Consider the following 19,377-nt stretch of genomic DNA (forward strand, 5'->3'; position numbering starts at 1 on the left):
TGACGTTATGCTGCTACGTAACTGACGGAATGCTCCAGCGACTGGCTGTGGCTGTCGATCAGCACATCCCACGTGCCGGTATATGGCACGGTAAGCCAGGCCTTATCGTCCTGCACGGTCAGAATATCCGCCTGGGATTGTTTTTGTGCTTTCGCACTCATGAGATGAATACGGCAGCGCTCTGAGCAACGCACCACAACCGTATCCCCGCCAAACAGCTTCAAACTTGTTTTTACCAGTGCCATTTTTTACCCCGTAGTCTTAAACAACGCTCTCCCTGCTGCCATATCCGAGCGTGATGTTGTTCACAATTCACTCATGGCATAACACCAAAGGGGAGGGGGTGGGATGCTGATTTTGATCAAAAAAAGGCATAACGATTAAACAAAAATGACAAAATCCCTCAAAATTTCCGCTGGCACGCGTTTTACCCGCTAAACGCGAGCCAGTAGAAAATTAAATGCGGAAATGGCCGGCGGTTTCAGCAAGGTCGCCCGCCTGGCTCTGCAGGGCGCCCGCAGCGGCGGCGGATTGCACCACCAACTCGGCGTTCTGCTGGACCATGCGGTCGAGATGGGTCACCGCGTGGTTGATCTCATGAATACCCTTCATCTGCTCGCTGGTGGCGATGGAGATTTCGCGCATGATGCCGGAGACGCTGCCGATACTGGAGCGGATCTCGTCCATGCTTTCCCCGGCCAGATGCACGTAGCGCGAGCCGGTGGCCACGCTGTCGGTGGTGGAGTCGATAAGCGATTTGATCTCTTTCGCCGCCTGGGCGCTGCGGCTGGCGAGGTTACGCACTTCACCGGCAACCACGGCGAACCCGCGGCCCTGCTCACCGGCACGCGCTGCCTCGACGGAGGCGTTCAGCGCCAGAATGTTGGTCTGGAACGCGATACCGTCAATCACGCTGGTGATATCACCAATCTTAGCGGACGCCACTTCGATGGACTGCATGGTACTGATGGCCTGCGAAACCACTTCGCCGCCGCGCGCCGCCGCCGCAGAGGCCTTGCTTGCCTGGTCGTTCGCTTCTGCCGCCGACTCGTTCGACTGCGTCACGGAGGCGGTGATCTGCTCCACGGCGCTGGCCGTCTCGCGCAGGCTGGATGCCGCCTGCTCGGTACGTCCGGAGAGATCCTGGTTACCCGCCGCAATCTCCTGGGCGGCGTTTTTCACCGACTCACTGGCATCACGGAGCTGCACCATCACCACCGACAGCTTATCGCTGAAGGCGTTAAAGGCCTGGGCAATCTGCGCCACCTCGTCCTCGCCGCTGTCCGGCAGACGCTGCGACAGATCGTTAGTCCCGTTGGCAATGTTGTGCATCGCGTCGCGAATGTCAGACAGGCGCTTCAGCAGACGGGCAATAAGGAAGTGGACAATGGCCGCGCTCAGCAGCGCCAGGATCACCAGCGAAATCGCCGATGCCTTGAGCAGGGAACGCATGCCGGAGGTGGCGTCGCCGTTGTCGAGGGCGACGACTAGCAGCCAGTTTGTGCCCGGCACGGCTGTCGCCACGAAGGTTTTTTCAGCATCGTTCAGCGTTCCGTCAACCGGGTTACCGCTTTTCAGCGCAGCAAAATCGATGCCTTTGATGGTCTCAGCAAACGGTTTAAGCGTCAGCGCCGGATCGTTAGCCGCTATCACGCTGCCGTCACTGTTCAGAAGCAACCCGCTGCTGGACGGGGTTGGATGGATCCCGCGCACGTTCGCCACCACGCTGTCCATGGCCACATCGCCCGCCACCACCGCTTTCAGGGCGCCATTCTCTTTCACCGGCACTGCGAAGGTCACCACCAGTTTACCGGTACCCGCATCAACGTAAGGCGCGGTGACGACCGGGCCGTCCGTGCTGACCACCTGCTGATACCAGGGGCGAATCGTCGGGTCATAATCCGCAGGAACACCCGCGGGCTCAGAGAATTTCGCCGTTTTGCTGGCGTAGCCCACATAAACGTTGGTGAATCCACCCGCCTGCGCAAGCTGTTTAAACACCGGAACCGGATCGTCACTCAGTGCAATGGTCTGGGCAGAGGCAATCACCGTCATCTTGCTTTTGACCCAGTCGGCGATCGCCATGTTATGGCTGGCGCTGGTGCTGGTCAGGATATCGCGCTGTGACTGCTGGTTATCCTGGCGTGTGACCTGGAAGTTAATAACGGTATTGAGGAGAAGGGCGACGACCAGACAGCCTGCCGTCGCCGCGATGATGCGTGCACGAATCGATCTGAACATAAGTGAAATACCTGCTGTGTTGTTTCCATGCCTATCGGCAACCCCGCAGGTAAACTTGATGCTGAAACCGCGTCCATAAGAAAATAATATTTTTACGTGTTTATTATTAAAAAGTTAATACTTTATCGGCGGACAGCGTCCACTCGGCCAGCTCAACCAGCGTACCAATCTCTACGCCATCAATCAGCGGCAGACCGGTAATACCGCGGCCGTCGGTGCAGGTCTTGCACAATTTCACCGGCACGTTTTGCGCGGTCAGGATCTCCAGCATCTGCTGAATGTTATAACCCTCTGCCGGTTTTTGACCCTTCAGCCCCGCAGTAACCGCGTCCGACATTAAAAAGAGGCATAACGCCAGGTCGCTCTCTTTTTCACGCAGCGCAATCGCCAGGCGCAGGCTGTTGAAAAGGGATTCGCTGCCGTAGGCCGCACCGTTGGCAACGATCACAATCTTCTGCATGTTGACTCCTGTTCTTATAAAGGCACGAATATTGCTTAATTTCCCCGGAGTTTCGCTGTCCGGGAGAGTAAGCATGACATTAATGGCAGGCATTTCGCCAGGCGCTGCCGAATGGCTCACGCGCGCAAAGATGATGCGCCAGGAGCAGTTCAGCAAGCTGGCACAGCTGGGCGTGCTTGTGCACGGCATTAGCCAACTGGTGCACATGTTACAGTGTGAGCGCGGGGCGTCCAACGTCTGGCTCTGCTCACAGGGCAAGCTGTACGCCCCCGAATGCAAAGCCAGCCGGGCGCTGGTGGATGAAAACCTCGTTGCCCTTTACGGCATTCTTGAAACACAGTCGCCGATCCCGGGAAGTGCCGTCTGTGAACGCATCGGCGGCGCGCTCCTGAGCCTGGAGACGCTTCCCGCTCTGCGTGACGGTGTTATTCAGCAGACGGTAACGGCACCCCAGGCGATGGAACACTACTCACGTATGCTTCGCCATCTGCTCAGTATCGTGCCGCAGCTTAATGACAGCATTGACGATCCGCAAATCGCAGGACGTTTTGTCGCGCTTTATAGCCTGATGCAGGGCAAAGAGCTGGCAGGACAGGAGCGGGCGCTGGGGGCGATTGGCTTCACGCAGGGTTTTTTCGATGATGTGACTCGCCAGAGGCTGGTTGACCGCATCGATGGGCAGCAGGCCTGCTTTGAGATCTTTCTCTCTCACAGCTCCGCTGACGTTCAGACCACCTTTTCAATGCACTGTCAGCCCGATCGTGAAACGGAGCAACTCCGGCGCGTGGCCTGTACCCGCCAGCCTGCCGCCGATAACGGCCTTACCGCACTGGCCTGGTTTGCTCTGCAAACCGCGCGCCTTGAGCATCTGCGCACGCTGGAGGAGACGATCATCGCCGATCTGATGGTCGCGGTGGACGAATGCATTCACCGTGACGATGAGTACGCGCTCCCCGGCGATGAACAGGATGATCCGCCGATCCGCTATCCGGAAAAACCGTTGCTTACCCTGGTTCGCCAGCAGGCGCGCGAGATAGAGCAGCTCTCACGTCAGCTTGCGTCGCTGCGCGATACGCTTGAAGAGCGCAAAATCATTGATAAAGCGAAGAGCGTGCTGATGACCCACCAGAATATGAGTGAGGAACAGGCCTGGACGGCGCTGCGCAAAATGGCGATGGACAAGAACCAAAGGATGGTGGATATCGCCCGCGCGCTGCTCATGGTGAAGGATGTATGGCAGGTAACACCAAAGGAGTAGCTGCACGGTCAGTGGGCATTTTATGCCTGTTTGCGGTGCGTAAAGGCGAGGGAAGAACGGTAAGCACCGCAAGAAACAGTGTGTTAAAACCTGGCATTCACTTTGCATTATCAGATTAACCATTTTTGACGATGCGCCAACGGCGGTGCATCCGTCTTCGGGATAAAGGCGTCCACTGGTGCTTCGGCACCGTGGGCGCTTTTTTTTGGTTTTTTTTTCAGGAGTGGTCATGGCGGATTTGTCGAGACGGCGTTTTTTGCAGGCCAGCATGCTGGCGAGTGGTGCAATGCTGTTGCCGGGTGTCATGCAGGCCGCATGGGCGGCAGGCTCGGATAAACCGGAGCAGGAAACAGTGCGCATCGGGTTTATCCCGCTGACCGACTGTGCCCCGGTGGTTATCGCTGCGCTGAAAGGGTTTGATAAAAAATACGGTATTACCATCCTGCCCACCAAAGAGGCGAGCTGGGCGGCGGTGCGCGACAAGCTGGTGGCGGGCGAACTCGATGCCGCGCACATTCTTTACGGCCTGCTGTACGGACTGGAACTGGGCATCGCCGGCAAGCCACAGCAGATGGCTAACCTGATGACCCTCAACCAGAACGGCCAGGCGATAACGCTCTCCAGCGATCTGGCAGAGAAGGGCGTTCATGACCTTGACGGGCTGAAAAAGCTGATTGGGCAGCAGGCGCCGGGAACCTTGACCTTTGCGCACACCTTCCCGACCGGGACGCACGCCATGTGGCTCTACTACTGGCTGGCCAGCGCGGGCATTCACCCCTTTGACGACGTGCGTACGGTGGTGGTGCCGCCGCCGCAGATGGTGATGAACATGCGCATTGGCAACATGGTCGGCTTTTGCGTCGGCGAGCCGTGGAACGCGCGTGCCATCAACGACCGCATCGGTTTTACCGCCGCCACGTCGCAGTCTATCTGGGCCGACCATCCGGAAAAAATCCTCGGGACGCGTCGCGACTGGGTGGAGAAAAACCCGCACACCGCCCGGGCGCTGGTGAGCGCGGTGCTGGAGGCGGCGCGCTGGATTGAGGCCTCCCCGGAAAACAAACGCGAAACCGCGCAGATCCTCTCCCGCCGGGCGTGGCTCAACTGCAAAGAGCAGTATCTCACCGGACGCATGCTCGGCGAGTACGACAATGGCCTGGGCCAGCGTTGGCAGGACGCGCACCCGATCCGCTTCTTCAACGAGGGGGCCGTCAGCTACCCGTATCACTCCGACGGCATGTGGTTCTTAACCCAGTTCCGCCGCTGGGGCTTGCTCAAAGCCGCCCCGGACTATGCGGGCATCGCACAACGCATTAACCAGACGGCGGTCTGGCAGGATGCCGCCACGGCGGTGGGGGGTATTACCACACCGACTTCACCACTACGCAGCAGCACATTGATGGACGGCACCGTCTGGAACGGTACCGACCCGGAAGGATACGCCAGCCGTTTCGCCATTCACCGTAAAGGGGCCTGATTATGCAGCATCTGCAAAAGACAAAATCACACGAGACGCCGGAGAGTGGAGAGGTGATTGTCCTGCCTCCGGTGCAGGTTCGCCGCCGTACGCCGACGTTTGCGTGTCGGATTAACGCGATCCTTCAGCGCATCATTCCGGCCTTTCTGGGGCTGGGACTGCTGGTGGTGCTCTGGCAGCTGGCGGCAATTAACAGCAAAGGTTTTCCGACGCCGCTCAGCACGCTCGATTCCGCTATTACCCTGTTTGCCGATCCGTTTTATCGCGACGGGCCAAACGACATGGGCATCGGCTGGAACGTGCTCGCCTCATTACAGCGCGTGGCGGTGGGGTTTGGCCTGGCCGCGTTCGCCGGGATCCCGCTTGGTTTCCTGATTGGTCGCTTCACCTTTTTTTCGCGCATGTTCGGCCCGCTGATCGCGCTGTTGCGCCCGGTTAGCCCGCTGGCCTGGCTGCCCATCGGCCTGCTGCTGTTCCAGAAAGCGGAGCCCGCGTCGAGCTGGACCATTTTTATCTGCTCCATCTGGCCGATGGTGATCAACACGGCCGAAGGCGTGCGCCGTATTCCGCAGGACTACCTTAACGTCGCCCGGGTGCTGCAGCTTTCAGAGTGGACCATCCTGCGCCGCATTCTCTTCCCGGCGGTGCTGCCCGCGGTGCTGACCGGGGTGCGCCTCTCCATTGGCATCGCCTGGCTGGTGATTGTCGCCGCCGAAATGCTGACCGGCGGTTTAGGGATCGGTTTCTGGATCTGGAACGAGTGGAACAACCTCAACGTCGAAAACATTCTCATCGCCATCGTCATCATTGGCGTGGTCGGGTTGCTGCTGGAGCAGGGGCTGATGCTAATCGCCCGTCGCTTTAGCTGGCAGGAAAAATAAGGAGCGAACATGAAACCATTAATCCAGGTCCAGGCCGTGAGCCAGCGTTTTTCCACCGCCAGCGGCGAATTTCTGGCGCTGCAGAACGTCTCCTTTGATATCCATGAGGGCGAAACCGTCAGCCTGATTGGGCACTCCGGCTGCGGTAAATCGACGCTGCTTAACCTTATCGCTGGGATCACGCTGCCGACGGAAGGCGGGCTGATTTGCGACAACCGCGAAATTGCCGGGCCAGGTCCGGAGCGCGCGGTGGTATTCCAGAACCATTCGCTGCTGCCGTGGCTCACCTGCTTCGACAACGTGGCCCTGGCGGTAGATCACGTGTTTCGCCACAGCATGAGCAGGGCGGAGCGCCGGGAGTGGATTGAGCACAACCTCGACCGCGTGCAGATGGGGCACGCCCTGCACAAGCGCCCGGGGGAGATCTCCGGCGGCATGAAGCAGCGCGTCGGGATTGCCCGCGCGCTGGCGATGAAGCCGAAAGTCCTGCTGATGGATGAACCCTTCGGCGCGCTGGATGCGCTGACGCGCGCCCATCTGCAGGACTCGGTAATGCAGATCCAGCAGGCGCTGAACACCACCATCGTGCTGATTACCCACGACATGGACGAGGCGGTGCTGCTCTCCGATCGCGTGCTGATGATGACCAACGGCCCGGCGGCGACCGTCGGGGAGATCCTGCACGTTGACCTGCCGCGCCCGCGTAACCGGGTGCAGCTGGCTGACGACAGCCGCTATCACCACATGCGCCAGCAGATCCTGCATTTCCTCTATGAAAAGCAGCCGAAAGCGGCGTAGCGAGGGGGCGTTGATGCGACTGGTCATTATCGGAAATGGCATGGCGGCCACGCGGCTGATTGCCTCGCTCACCGGGCGTGCTGCCGATCGTTTCGCAATTACCGTCATCGGTGACGAGCCGGAGCATGCCTATAACCGCATCCAGCTTTCGCCGGTGCTGGGCGGTGAAAAAACAGCGGCGGGCATCAGTCTTCAGAATGACGACTGGTACCAGGAACGGGGCGTGACGGTGCTGCGGGGCGAAAAGGCGCTCGCCGTGAATGTGGACACGCGGGAAGTGCAAACTACCGCCCGCACGCTGGGCTGGGATGCGCTGGTGTTTGCCACCGGATCAACGCCCTTTGTTCCGCCAATTCCCGGCTGCGATGCACCGCATGTCTTCACGTTCCGTACCCTGGAGGATATCCGGGCCATAGGGGCGATCGCCGGTCCGGCGGTAGTGCTGGGCGGCGGCGTGCTTGGGGTTGAGACGGCGGCAGCACTGGCGCGCTCAGGGGACAACGTCACCCTTGTTCATCGCGGTCCGTGGCTGATGGAGCAGCAGTTGGATGAGCAGGCGGGCGTGCTGCTGGAAGAGGCGCTGGCGGCGCGGGGCGTGCGCTGTGAGCTCGCCTCTGGCATCGCGGCGATTGACGGGAATAGCGTGACGCTGCACAGCGGACGCAGCGTCACCGCCGCGCGCGTGGTGCTGGCGACCGGCGTGCAGCCTAACGTCGTGCTGGCGCAGGCCAGCGGCATTCGCTGCGCTCGCGGCATCGTGGTGGATCACCAGATGCAAACCTCCGTGCCGGACGTCTACGCCATTGGCGAATGCTGTGAAATTGACGGCCAGACGTTTGGCCTGGTCGCCCCCTGTCTGGCGCAGGCGGATATCCTCGCCGCACGGCTGGCCGGAGACGTCACCGCGCCATTTCCCCTGACCGACAACGGCATGCGCCTCAAGGTGACCGGCGTGGAGTTGTTCAGCCTTGGTCGCGCGGCAGAGCAGAAGGGCGATGTGGTCTGGAGCGCATGGGATCCGCTCACCCGTCACTATCGTCGTTTACTGATCCATCAGGGGGCGCTGGCTGGCGTGCTGCTGATGGGGGACTGCCGCAGCGCGGCGACATTTATCGATTTACTGGCAACGGCTGCGCCCGCGCACGCGGACTGGCTGTTCGATCGTTTCACTACGCAACCGCAGGTTGCAGGACAGAACGCTATGACAAAACCTACTCTGGTGGTGGTTGGGCACGGTATGGTCGGCCATCATTTCCTCGAAGATTGCGTAAACCGCAATCTGCATCAGCAGTATCAGATCGTTGTCTTTGGTGAGGAGCGCTATGCCGCCTACGACCGCGTGCATCTGTCGGAATATTTTGGCGGCCGTAGCGCGGCGTCGCTTTCGCTGGTGGAAGGGGATTTCTTTGCCGACAACGGTATTGAGCTGCGCCTGTCGCAGCAGATTGTCGCTATCGATCGCGACGCGCGCGTGGTGCGTACCGCCAGCGGGCACGAAACCCACTGGGACAAGCTGGTGCTGGCGACCGGCTCATACCCGTTCGTGCCGCCCGTGCCGGGAAACGATCTGCCGGGCTGTTTTGTTTATCGCACGCTTGACGATCTGGACAAGATTGCGGCGCACGCGGCGGGCTCGCGCCGCGGTGTCGTGATTGGCGGCGGCCTGCTCGGGCTGGAGGCGGCGAATGCCCTGAAGCAGCTCGGGCTGGAAACCCACGTGGTGGAATTTGCGCCTAACCTGATGGCGGTCCAGCTCGACAACGACGGCGCGGCGATGCTGCGCAAGAAAATCGAGGCGCTGGGCGTCGGTGTGCATACCAGTAAAGCAACGACGGAGATCGCCGCCGCGGACGGCGGGCTGGTGCTGCGCTTTGCCGATGGAGAACAGCTGGAAACAGACATGGTGGTCTTTTCTGCAGGCATTCGTCCGCAAGACGCGCTGGCGCGCAGCAGCGGGCTGGCTATCGGCGAACGCGGCGGGATCGGCATTGACGACCGCTGTCAGACCTCCGATCCGGACGTGCTGGCCATTGGTGAATGCGCCCTGTGGGAAGGAAAAATCTTCGGGCTGGTTGCGCCCGGCTACCAGATGGCGCGGGTGGCCGCCGCCGCGCTGGCGGGAGAGGAGAACATCTTCGCCGGCGCGGATATGAGCACCAAACTCAAGCTGCTGGGCGTGGACGTGGCCTCGTTCGGCGATGCTCACGGTCGCACGCCGGGGGCGCTGAGTTACCAGTGGACGCACGGCCCGCAGCAAATCTACAAGAAAATCGTGGTCAGCCACGACGGCAAAACGCTGCTCGGCGGCGTGCTGGTGGGTGATGCCAGTGAATACGCCACGCTGGTACAGATGATGCTCAACGGGATAGCCCTGCCAAAAGAGCCGGAAACGCTGATCTTACCCGCGTCTTCAGGCAGTGCGCCAAAAGCGCTCGGCGTGGCAGCGCTGCCGGAAAGCGCACAAATCTGTTCGTGTCATAACGTCAGCAAAGGCGATATCTGTCAGGCGGTGAGTGCGGGCGCAACAGATATCGGCGCGATTAAGCAGTGCACCAAAGCGGCGACCGGCTGCGGAGGATGTAGCGCACTGGTGAAGCAGGTGATGGAGTTCCAGCTGGCGGCGCAGGGCGTGGAGGTGAAAAAGGACATCTGCGAACACTTCCCGTACTCGCGTCAGGAGATTTACCACCTCGTGCGCGTCAACCATATCCGCACCTTTGACCAGCTCATTAGCCGCTACGGTCAGGGACACGGGTGCGAAATTTGTAAGCCACTGGTGGGGTCAGTGCTCGCCTCCTGCTGGAACGAGTATCTGCTGAAACCGTCACACCTGCCGCTGCAGGACACCAACGACCGCTACTTCGCCAATATCCAGAAGGACGGTACCTACTCCATTGTGCCGCGCATGCCTGCGGGGGAAGTGACCGCCGACGGGCTGATCGCCATCGGCCAGATTGCGAAACGCTACAGACTGTACAGCAAAATCACCGGTGGCCAGCGTATCGACCTGTTTGGCGCTACGCTCGAACAGCTGCCGGAGATCTGGCAGGCGCTGGTGGAAGCCGGATTTGAAACCGGGCACGCCTACGGCAAATCCCTGCGCACGGTGAAATCCTGCGTCGGGTCGACCTGGTGTCGCTACGGCGTGCAGGACTCCACCGGCCTCGCGGTCAGGCTCGAGCACCGTTACAAAGGCCTGCGCGCGCCGCACAAAATCAAAATGGCGGTCTCAGGGTGTACCCGCGAATGCGCCGAGGCGCAGAGTAAAGACGTGGGGGTGATTGCCACCGATAAGGGGTGGAACCTCTACCTGTGCGGCAACGGCGGCATGAAGCCGCGCCATGCGGATCTCTTCGCCAGCGATCTGAACGACGAAACGTTAATCCGCACCGTCGATCGCTTCCTGATGTTCTACATCCGCACGGCGGATCGCCTGCAGCGCACCAGCACCTGGATGGACAACCTGGAAGGCGGTCTCGACTATCTGCGGGAGGTGATCCTCAACGACAGCCTGGGCATCGCCCACGAGCTGGAGCAGGAGATGGCCCGGGTGGTGGAAACCTATCAGTGCGAATGGCAAACCACGCTTAACGATCCGAACCGTCTGGCGCTGTTCCGCACGACGGTGAACGACATCACAGCGGATCAAGGTAAACGCTGGCAGGAAATCTGCGGCATCGACGATATCCCCGAGCAGGCGGGCATCGGCGCGCGGCTTGGACGTAAGCCGATTGCGCTCTTCCGCTTTGGCAAAACCGTTTACGCCCTTGATGACCGGGAGCCTGGCAGCAGCGCGAACGTGCTTTCCCGCGGTATTCTTGGCGATGCGGCGGGGGAGCCGGTGGTGATCTCCCCGCTCTACAAGCAGCGTATTCGCCTGCGCGACGGCTGTCAGGTGGAGAACGGCGAACCCGCGGTGCGCGCCTGGCCGGTCAAAATTGAGAACGGCAAGGTGTGGGTCGGAAATGATGCTCTGGTAATGCGTGCGGAGGCCTCATGACGGAAACCCGGACAACGTGTCCCTACTGCGGAGTCGGCTGCGGCGTGGTCGCCCGCGTGGAAGGTGAAACGGTCAGCGTTCGGGGGGATGAAACCCATCCTGCGAACTTTGGCCGCTTGTGCGTGAAAGGCTCGGCCCTGGGGGAAACAATGGGGTTACAGGGGCGATTGCTGCGCCCCGTTGTTGACGGTGCTGAGGTGGACTGGGCGCGGGCGCTGGGGGCGGCAGGCGAGCGCCTCCAGGACATTATCGACAAGTGGGGGCCGCAGGCGGTGGCGTTTTACGCGTCCGGGCAATTGCTTACCGAGGATTATTACGCCGCCAATAAGCTGATGAAAGGGTTTATCGGCGCGGCGAACATTGATACCAACTCCCGGCTCTGCATGTCATCGGCGGTTGTTGGCTACAAGCGCGCCTTCGGTGAAGATGTCGTGCCATGCAGCTACGAGGATGTGGAAAACAGCGATCTGGTGGTGCTGGTGGGCTCAAACGCGGCCTGGACGCATCCGGTGCTGTATCAGCGGCTGGTGCAGGCAAAGCACAACAATCCGGAGATGAAAGTGGTGGTCATCGATCCGCGCCGAACCGCCTCCTGTGATATTGCTGACCTTCATCTGGCGCTCACTCCCGGCAGCGATGCCGGGCTGTTCGTCGGTCTGCTTAATGTGATTCAGGGAATGGGCGCGTGGCCGATATCCCGCGTGGCGGCGTTTTGCGGCCTTTCGCCGCAGGATATTGGTACGTTTTACGACTGGTTTATGACGGCGCCCCGGGCCATCACGCTCTACACCATGGGAATCAACCAGTCCTCCAGCGGCAGCGACAAATGCAGCGCCATCATTAATGTGCACCTTGCCAGCGGGAAATTTAACCGTCCGGGCTGCGGCCCGTTTTCGCTGACCGGACAGCCAAACGCGATGGGCGGAAGGGAGGTGGGCGGGCTGGCAAATCAGCTGGCGGCGCACATGAACTTTGAGCCGGACGATCTCTCGCGGGTGGCGCGTTTCTGGGGAACGGAACGGCTGGCGCAGACGCCGGGGCTGATGGCGGTGGAGCTGTTTGACGCCATCGCCCGCGGCGAGGTGAAGGCGGTGTGGATCATGGGCACCAATCCTGCCGTGTCGCTGCCGGACAGCCACGCGGTGTGTCAGGCGCTGGGGCACTGCCCGCTGGTCATTGTCTCTGAGGTGATGAATGATACCGACACCAGCCGGTTTGCCCATATTCGCTTTCCGGCGCTGGCCTGGGGAGAGAAGGACGGCACGGTAACCAATTCCGAGCGACGCATTTCGCGCCAGCGCGCGTTTCTGCCCGCGCCCGGTGAGGCAAAGCCGGACTGGTGGATCGTCGCGCAGGTGGCGAAACGGCTGGGGCACGGCGACGCCTTTGCCTGGCAGCATCCCCACGAGATTTTTTGCGAGCATGCAGCGCTGACGGCCTTTGAAAATGACGGCGCGCGGGCCTTAAACCTTCACGACCTGGCTACGTTAACCCGCGAAGAGTGGGAGTGGCTTGAGCCCTGGCAGTGGCCTGGGGGGGATTTTCCGCGCCGAAACATTGTTCCCGTTGACCCACAGTCGCACGGTGCGACGGTCAGCGCGTTGTACCCGCTGATTCTCAACTCCGGGCGCATCCGCGATCAGTGGCATACCATGACGCGAACAGGATATGTGGCCAGACTGATGCAGCATATCGCCGAACCCTTTGTTGAGGTTTGCCCCGCAGACGCCGTTCGGTTTTCCCTGTGCGACGGCCAGCTGGCGCGCATCAGTTCGCCGCGCGGCGTCATGGTAGCAAGAGTGCGCATCAGCGACGCCCAGCGTGAAGGGGACGCTTTTGCCCCGATGCACTGGAACGCTGAGTTTGCCCGCCAGGGAAAGGTGAATGCGCTGGTGGAAGGGCGCTGCGATCCGGTTTCGGGGCAGCCGGAGAGTAAACAAACCGCCGTCAGAATCCTGCCCTGGCAGCCCGCCTGGCAGGGAGAACTCTATGCCCGCGAAGGGCTGGAAATGCCCTCTTCAGTTTACTGGTGGCGTAAAGCTGCACGCCTGACGGTGGCGTGCGATAAACCGCTGCTGTCTTGGGTAATGGAATACGCCAGTGGCCGGGGCTGGCAGCTGCAGGTTGCGCAGACCGGTGAACGCAGCAGCGTGCTGGCCTGGCATGAAGGCCAGTTGATGTTGGGTTTCTGGGAAGGTACCGCGTTACCGGCGCTGGCGCATACGGTGATTGAAGCTGCTTTTCATTCACCACCCGTGCTGCCCGCAGAACGCCACGCCCTGTTGAACGGGCAGAGCGTCGGGAGGGCGACGGATCCGGGACGCATTATCTGCAGCTGTTTCAGCGTCGGGGAAGAGGCGATACGGGAGGCGATTGCCGGAGGATGTGATTCCGTCACCGCGCTGGGGGCGAAGCTGCGCTGTGGTACGAACTGTGGTTCCTGCGTGCCGGAGCTGAAAGGGCTGTTTCAGGATAATCCTGAAATGTCCGCCCGGACTGCATTTCAGGGCTTATCGCGTTAACATAATAAGAGTTTATTCATAAACACAGGTTCTTATTGACGACGTTGATGGCTGTATCGTCCCGCATTCGTTTGCTGTTTTTACTCCCCCTTCTTACGGCCGGAGCCGTTCACGGTGCGCCGAATTCCTTTATGCATCAGGCGCAGCACCCCTTTGATAATAATGGGGATAGTCTGCCCGATCTCGGCATGGCGGCGCCCACTGGCGAAGGGGAAAAACACCTTGCCGAAATGGCGAAAGCCTTCGGTGAGGCCAGCATGACCGACAATGGCCTGACGACCGGCGAGCAGGCGCGTCAGTTTGCCTTTGGTCAGGTGCGCGACGCGGTAAGCGGGGAAGTGAACCAGCAGATTGAATCCTGGCTGTCACCCTGGGGGAATGCCAGCGTCAATTTGCTGGTCGATAACGATGGCAAATTTAACGGTAGCAGCGGGAGCTGGTTTATCCCGTGGAATGATACTAACCGCTACCTGAGCTGGAGCCAGCTTGGCCTGACGCAGCAGACGGATGGCCTGGTCAGCAATGCCGGAATCGGTCAGCGCTGGGTCGCCGGGAAGTGGCTGCTGGGCTACAACACCTTTTACGATAATCTTCTGGATGAAAACCTGCAGCGTGCCGGGCTGGGGGCGGAAGCGTGGGGGGAAAATCTGCGCCTGTCAGCGAACTATTATCAGCCCTTTGCCGGATGGCGCGCGCGATCTGACGTTCAGGAGCAGCGCATGGCGCGCGGATATGACGTGACCGCTAAAGCCTGGCTGCCGTGGTTCCATCATCTGAATACCAGCGTCAGCTTTGAGCAATATTTTGGCGATAACGTCGACCTGTTCAACAGCGGCACCGGCTATCACAATCCTGTGGCGGTGAATCTGGGGCTTAACTATACCCCCGTTCCGCTGGTGACGCTGACCGCCGGGCATAAGCAGGGCGAAAGCGGCGCGAGCCAGAATAACCTCGGGCTGAAGCTCAACTATCGCTTTGGCGTGCCACTGGCAAAGCAGCTATCCGCCGATGAGGTCGCCGCCACGCGCTCCCTGCGCGGCAGCCGCTACGACTCACCGGAGCGCACCAGCCTGCCGGTGATCGAGTTCCGCCAGCGTAAAACGCTGTCCGTCTGGCTGGCCACGCCGCCGTGGGATCTGAAAGGGGGCGAGACCGTGATGCTGAAGCTTCAGGTTCGCAGCACGCACGGCATCCGCCAGATCCACTGGCAGGGCGATACGCAGGCACTGAGCCTGACGTCGCCGGCGAAAAGCAACAGCAGCGACGGCTGGAGCGTGATTATCCCTGCCTGGGACGATCGGGAAGGGGCGACAAACCGCTGGCACCTGTCGGCGGTGGTAGAAGATGAGAAAGGCCAGCGCGTCTCGTCCAATGAGATCACGCTTGCCGTGGTGCAGCCGCTGGTCGCACTGCCTGACGACGATCCCCGCTGGAAGCTGCTGCCGGAGGAGTAATCCTTAGAAAATACGTTCCTGATGCACCCACACGGCGGCTTCAACGCGGGATTTTAGCTTCATTTTCTTCAGCATATGCTTCACGTGCACTTTGACCGTGCTTTCGGTGATGTCCAGGCGGCGAGCGATCATTTTGTTCGGCAGGCCCTGGGCAATCAGTTTGAGAATATCGCGCTCGCGCGGCGTGAGCTGGCTGACGTCACGGTCAGAGGTGGCGCGGTTAGCGCGCAGGCTGGCGGCCAGCACCGGCGTTAAGGCTTCGCTCAATACCATCTCGCCCGCCGCCGCCTGCTGCAGCGCCTTAAGCAGATCTTCCGGCTCCATGTCTTTCAGCAGATAGCCATCCGCCCCGCGCTTCAGCGCCGTGACCACATCCTCTTCATGGTTCGACACGCTAAAGACGACGATGCGTCCGGAAAGCGATTTTTCCCGCAGCTTGTCGAGGGTTTCCAGACCGTTCATGCCCGGCATATTCAGATCGAGCAGGATCAGATCGGGATCGAGGGACTCGGCAAGCTCAATACCCTGTTCACCGTTACTGGCTTCGCCCACCACGGTGATATCGGGTGCCATGCTGACCAGCTGTTTCACGCCAGTACGCAGCATCGGATGGTCGTCGATCAACAGGATGGATGCCGGTTCCTGATTAGTCATGGGTTTCTCCTTGAGCAGTTGTGAGCGGTTTCTCGGGAATAAAGGTGACGACAACTTCCGTGCCGCCCGTTTCTCTCCGGCGAACCTGGCAATCACCGCGCAGGCTTTGAGCGCGGTCTCGCATAATGATTAAACCATAGTGGTTAGTGCGTTCGGCATTTTCCGGCACGCCGCGGCCGTTATCGTGAACCGTCAGTTTCACCTGATTGTCGTGCTGGCTGACGGTGACCGTGACCGCCGTTGCTTCAGCGTGTTTAAGCACGTTGCTCAGCGCTTCGCGGGCGATCTGCAGTAGATGGATGGCCTGATGGGAGGGGACAAACCGCGGCGGCAGCTGATAATCCAGCTTCACCGGGAACCCCAGCCGGGCGCTAAATTCGTGACAGCTTGATTCCAGCGCCGGGCGCAGGCCCGGCTCGGTCAGCTGCAGGCGGAAAGTGGTCAGCAGCTCTCGCAACTGTACCCAGGAGGTGTTCAGCTCGTTGCGGATCTGGCTGAGCAGTTGCTTGTTGCTGTCGGGCATCTCCGCATCCTGCATCTGCAGGCAGCTCACCTGCATCTTCATACAGGAGAGCGACTGGGCGATGGAGTCGTGCAGCTCACGGGCGATGGTCGCGCGCTCTTCCATGACGATAAGCTGCTGTTGTTTTTCCTGATGCCTGTCGAGCGCCAGCGTGGCCGTTAGCTGTTCAACCAGGGTGTCCACCAGCTGCTGCTGGTCGTGGCTCAGGTGGCGTCCGGTTGGCAGGGTGGCCAGCAGAATGCCGTACTGGGTGTGGCTGTCCGTCAGGCGCCACTTCAGGGTCGTGCCGCCGGAGGTCAGCGGCGGCAGGCCACGAGGGCAAAGATGGCAGCCTTTGTCATCGCAGGACATATCGGACTGACAGGTAAATTCCTGGTGGTTCTCTTCGTCTTCCACATCGTAGACCCGTAGCTCCAGGTCACGCAGCAGGGTCAGATTTTGCAGGCCGTTCAGCACCGGCGAAAGACGTTCACACAACGGCACCTGCATGTGCAGCCGACGGTTGGCCTGCCAGAGGAAGGAGAGGATCTCGTTTTTCTGCTCCAGCCCGGCCGTTTTTTCCTGTACGCGCTGTTCCAGCACCGCGTAGCTCTCGGAGAGCTCTGCCGACATGGTATTGAGTGCCTGGCCAAGCATGGCCATCTCGTTGCGCCCGCTGATGTGCGTGCGCTGGGTAAAATCGCGTGCGGTGACCGCGCGGGCCATTGCCAGCAGCTGTTTCCAGGGATTCAGCAGACGCGCGCGGAGCCAGACGATGGTGAAGATCAGCAGCAGACCCATAAACAGCGCCATGGCCCGGTGCACCATCACCACCCGGTCGATGCGTAATTCGGTCGTCTGGTCGAACGCGGAGACCAGCGCGTCAATGCGGGAGACAAACCCCGCCACGTCCTGGGCAACGGCTTCTGTACTGCGCGCCTGTTTCAGGCCCGGCTGTAGCTGGGTGTGCCAGTACCCCTGAAGGGCCTTAAGCTGGGACTGCTGGCCTGCGCGGATGGCGGCGTTTTCCAGTTCGGGGCTGAACGCCGTGCGCTCCATTTCATCGATTAAAGGCCGATCGTCCTGCGTCAGGGGAACCGCCGCCAGCAGGCGATAACTCTGCATGCGTAGTGAGCCTGCCTCGTTGATGGCATGCGCATTACCCTGTACCCCTTGTACCAGCCAGCCGGAGATCGCCATGCCGGTCACGCCGATGGCGGTAGACAGCAAAACAATCAGGGCGAGCTGATTCACGAGCGTTAACGGAGATAAGCATCTTTTTAACATTGAGTGGGCGTGCTCCTGACGTGGCCTGCTTGCAGGAATGGCGCTATTCTGGTGCATACCCTGGAGTATACCCATACCAATAAAGGATTACCCCTAAATTGCCAACGGAGTAGGGGGCAAGAGGTGGGCGTTGCAGGGAATCGTCAGTGCCGTGAAAAACCACGTCTTTTTTACCGAATTAGCCTACTCACTAAGGATAACACCTTTTTTTGTGCCGCAAATCCTCCCACTTTTCCTTTGATTTATATCAACTTACCGCCGCCCTAAAACCCTAATGTTTGCAGCATCATTCGAGAATCAGAGGTGTCTATGAGTCACTCATCCGCTCCCGAAAGGGAAAATGGTGCCGTTATTACTGACTGGCGTCCAGAGGATCCGGCGTTCTGGCAACAGCGCGGCCATCGTGTAGCAAGCCGAAATCTGTGGATTTCCGTGCCGTGTTTATTATTAGCGTTTTGCGTATGGATGTTGTTTAGCGCGGTGGCGGTAAACCTGCCTAAAGTCGGCTTTACGTTCACGACCGATCAGCTGTTTATGCTGACCGCGCTGCCGTCGCTGTCAGGCGCGCTGCTGCGCGTCCCTTACGCGTTTATGGTGCCGGTCTTTGGCGGCCGTCGCTGGACGGCGTTCAGTACGGGCATCATGATCGTCCCCTGCGTGTGGCTGGGCTTCGCGGTGCAGGATACCTCCACGCCGTTCAGCGTGTTCGTGATTATCTCCCTGCTGTGCGGTTTTGCCGGGGCGAACTTCGCCTCCAGTATGGCCAACATCAGCTTCTTCTTCCCGAAAGCGAAGCAGGGTGGCGCGCTGGGGATTAACGGCGGTCTGGGCAATATGGGTGTGAGCGTGATGCAGCTGATCGCTCCCCTGGCGATCTCGGTCTCCATTTTTGCAGCCTTTGGTGGCGGTGGCGTTGAGCAGGCGGACGGTTCTTCCCTCTATCTGCAAAACGCAGCCTGGATCTGGGTACCGTTCCTCGTGGTATTCACCCTCGCAGCCTGGTTCTTTATGAATGACCTGTCCGCGTCGAAGGCGTCGCTGAGCGAACAGCTGCCGGTGCTGAAGCGTGGACACCTCTGGGTGATGGCGTTGCTGTATCTGGCCACCTTCGGTTCGTTTATCGGCTTCTCTGCGGGCTTCGCGATGCTGTCGAAAACGCAGTTCCCCGAGATTCAGATCCTGCACTTTGCCTTCTTCGGGCCGTTTATTGGCGCCCTGGCACGTTCGCTGGGCGGCATGGTGTCTGACCGCCTGGGCGGTACCCGCGTGACGCTGGTTAACTTTGTCGTGATGGCGGTCTTCTGTGCGCTGCTGTTCCTCACGCTGCCAGCCGACGGACAGGGCGGTAACTTCATCGCCTTCTTCGGCGTGTTTATGGTGCTGTTCCTGACGGCCGGGCTGGGGAGCGCGTCCACCTTCCAGATGATCTCTGTGATCTTCCGTAAGCTGACCATGGACCGCGTAAAAGCGCAGGGCGGAAGCGAAGAGCAGGCCATGCGCGAAGCGGCGACGGATACGGCTGCGGCGCTGGGCTTTATCTCCGCCATCGGCGCGATTGGCGGCTTCTTTATCCCGAAAGCGTTCGGTATCTCTCTGGACCTGACCGGCTCTCCGGCCGGTGCCATGAAAGTCTTCCTCGTCTTCTATATCGCCTGCGTCGTGATTACGTGGCTGGTATATGGCCGTAATACCAAGAAAAATAAGTAAGTGTGATTATCCGTTTACGCGGCCTTCGGGCCGCGTTTTTTTTGCGTCAAAATAGTTACAACATACTGGTTGCCATGCAGAGGAAATCCGCAGGCAGCACTGTGATCGCCATCGCTTTACAGGGCGCTCTACCCCT

The 19,377-nt window shown here is 60.2% G+C and carries 13 protein-coding genes; 8 read left to right on the top strand and 5 right to left on the bottom strand.

The features are described 5' to 3' along the window. Positions 1 to 5: 5 nt before the first annotated feature. The 3 genes from CWR52_RS21960 to CWR52_RS21970 form a co-directional block, all read right to left on the bottom strand. Positions 6 to 245, bottom strand: coding sequence for a DUF1883 domain-containing protein (locus CWR52_RS21960; RefSeq protein ID WP_013096243.1), 240 nt, complete (start codon positions 243 to 245; stop codon positions 6 to 8). 211 nt (positions 246 to 456) lie between these two features. Beyond that, on the bottom strand, positions 457 to 2,241 hold the full coding sequence (locus tag CWR52_RS21965; RefSeq protein ID WP_104950757.1) for a methyl-accepting chemotaxis protein: 1,785 nt from the start codon (positions 2,239 to 2,241) through the stop codon (positions 457 to 459). 106 nt (positions 2,242 to 2,347) lie between these two features. Further along, positions 2,348 to 2,701: a DsrE/DsrF/TusD sulfur relay family protein gene (locus tag CWR52_RS21970; protein ID WP_104950758.1), complete on the bottom strand. Its 354-nt coding sequence runs from the start codon at positions 2,699 to 2,701 to the stop codon at positions 2,348 to 2,350. A 73-nt stretch (positions 2,702 to 2,774) separates the two neighbouring features. On the opposite strand from CWR52_RS21970, the gene nasR reads away from it, so the two are divergent. From nasR to CWR52_RS22010, 7 genes are all read left to right on the top strand, one after another. After that, positions 2,775 to 3,959: a nitrate regulatory protein NasR gene (gene nasR / locus CWR52_RS21975; RefSeq protein WP_104950759.1), complete on the top strand. Its 1,185-nt coding sequence runs from the start codon at positions 2,775 to 2,777 to the stop codon at positions 3,957 to 3,959. Between the two features lie 229 nt (positions 3,960 to 4,188). Beyond that, a complete protein-coding gene (locus CWR52_RS21985; protein ID WP_104950760.1) occupies positions 4,189 to 5,436 on the top strand; it encodes a CmpA/NrtA family ABC transporter substrate-binding protein in 1,248 nt (415 codons plus the stop codon). 2 nt (positions 5,437 to 5,438) lie between these two features. Further along, positions 5,439 to 6,317: a nitrate ABC transporter permease gene (gene ntrB / locus CWR52_RS21990; RefSeq protein WP_104950761.1), complete on the top strand. Its 879-nt coding sequence runs from the start codon at positions 5,439 to 5,441 to the stop codon at positions 6,315 to 6,317. A gap of 9 nt (positions 6,318 to 6,326) precedes the next feature. Then, complete coding sequence (locus tag CWR52_RS21995) at positions 6,327 to 7,115, top strand: ABC transporter ATP-binding protein (protein WP_104950762.1); 789 nt, start codon at positions 6,327 to 6,329, stop codon at positions 7,113 to 7,115. A 13-nt stretch (positions 7,116 to 7,128) separates the two neighbouring features. Then, on the top strand, positions 7,129 to 11,115 hold the full coding sequence (gene nirB, locus CWR52_RS22000) for a nitrite reductase large subunit NirB (protein ID WP_104950763.1): 3,987 nt from the start codon (positions 7,129 to 7,131) through the stop codon (positions 11,113 to 11,115). Further along, positions 11,112 to 13,637, top strand: a complete 2,526-nt coding sequence (locus CWR52_RS22005; protein ID WP_104950764.1) for a nitrate reductase — start codon at positions 11,112 to 11,114, stop codon at positions 13,635 to 13,637. Before nirB ends, CWR52_RS22005 begins: the two co-directional genes overlap by 4 nt. A gap of 47 nt (positions 13,638 to 13,684) precedes the next feature. Beyond that, a complete protein-coding gene (locus tag CWR52_RS22010) occupies positions 13,685 to 15,091 on the top strand; it encodes a YchO/YchP family invasin (protein WP_104950765.1) in 1,407 nt (468 codons plus the stop codon). 3 nt (positions 15,092 to 15,094) lie between these two features. Here CWR52_RS22010 and narL read toward each other — a convergent pair whose 3' ends face one another. Beyond that, positions 15,095 to 15,745, bottom strand: coding sequence for a two-component system response regulator NarL (gene narL / locus CWR52_RS22015; RefSeq protein WP_008499531.1), 651 nt, complete (start codon positions 15,743 to 15,745; stop codon positions 15,095 to 15,097). Then, positions 15,738 to 17,534 (bottom strand): nitrate/nitrite two-component system sensor histidine kinase NarX, encoded by a 1,797-nt coding sequence (narX, locus tag CWR52_RS22020; RefSeq protein ID WP_104950766.1) that lies wholly within the window; start codon positions 17,532 to 17,534, stop codon positions 15,738 to 15,740. Before narX ends, narL begins: the two co-directional genes overlap by 8 nt. A gap of 309 nt (positions 17,535 to 17,843) precedes the next feature. On the opposite strand from narX, the gene CWR52_RS22025 reads away from it, so the two are divergent. After that, positions 17,844 to 19,241, top strand: coding sequence for a NarK family nitrate/nitrite MFS transporter (locus CWR52_RS22025; RefSeq protein ID WP_048989619.1), 1,398 nt, complete (start codon positions 17,844 to 17,846; stop codon positions 19,239 to 19,241). Positions 19,242 to 19,377 lie beyond the last annotated feature (136 nt).

Origin of the sequence: Enterobacter sp. SGAir0187, from assembly GCF_002952735.2 — a bacterium.
Taxonomy (GTDB): Bacteria; Pseudomonadota; Gammaproteobacteria; order Enterobacterales; family Enterobacteriaceae; genus Enterobacter; species Enterobacter quasiroggenkampii.

Coding starts and splice junctions, on each gene's coding strand:
- CWR52_RS21960 (WP_013096243.1), bottom strand. CDS start 245: ATGGCACTGGTAAAAACAAGTTTGAAGCTGTTTGGCGGGGATACGGTT.
- CWR52_RS21965 (WP_104950757.1), bottom strand. CDS start 2,241: ATGTTCAGATCGATTCGTGCACGCATCATCGCGGCGACGGCAGGCTGT.
- CWR52_RS21970 (WP_104950758.1), bottom strand. CDS start 2,701: ATGCAGAAGATTGTGATCGTTGCCAACGGTGCGGCCTACGGCAGCGAA.
- nasR (WP_104950759.1), top strand. CDS start 2,775: ATGACATTAATGGCAGGCATTTCGCCAGGCGCTGCCGAATGGCTCACG.
- CWR52_RS21985 (WP_104950760.1), top strand. CDS start 4,189: ATGGCGGATTTGTCGAGACGGCGTTTTTTGCAGGCCAGCATGCTGGCG.
- ntrB (WP_104950761.1), top strand. CDS start 5,439: ATGCAGCATCTGCAAAAGACAAAATCACACGAGACGCCGGAGAGTGGA.
- CWR52_RS21995 (WP_104950762.1), top strand. CDS start 6,327: ATGAAACCATTAATCCAGGTCCAGGCCGTGAGCCAGCGTTTTTCCACC.
- nirB (WP_104950763.1), top strand. CDS start 7,129: ATGCGACTGGTCATTATCGGAAATGGCATGGCGGCCACGCGGCTGATT.
- CWR52_RS22005 (WP_104950764.1), top strand. CDS start 11,112: ATGACGGAAACCCGGACAACGTGTCCCTACTGCGGAGTCGGCTGCGGC.
- CWR52_RS22010 (WP_104950765.1), top strand. CDS start 13,685: ATGGCTGTATCGTCCCGCATTCGTTTGCTGTTTTTACTCCCCCTTCTT.
- narL (WP_008499531.1), bottom strand. CDS start 15,745: ATGACTAATCAGGAACCGGCATCCATCCTGTTGATCGACGACCATCCG.
- narX (WP_104950766.1), bottom strand. CDS start 17,534: ATGTTAAAAAGATGCTTATCTCCGTTAACGCTCGTGAATCAGCTCGCC.
- CWR52_RS22025 (WP_048989619.1), top strand. CDS start 17,844: ATGAGTCACTCATCCGCTCCCGAAAGGGAAAATGGTGCCGTTATTACT.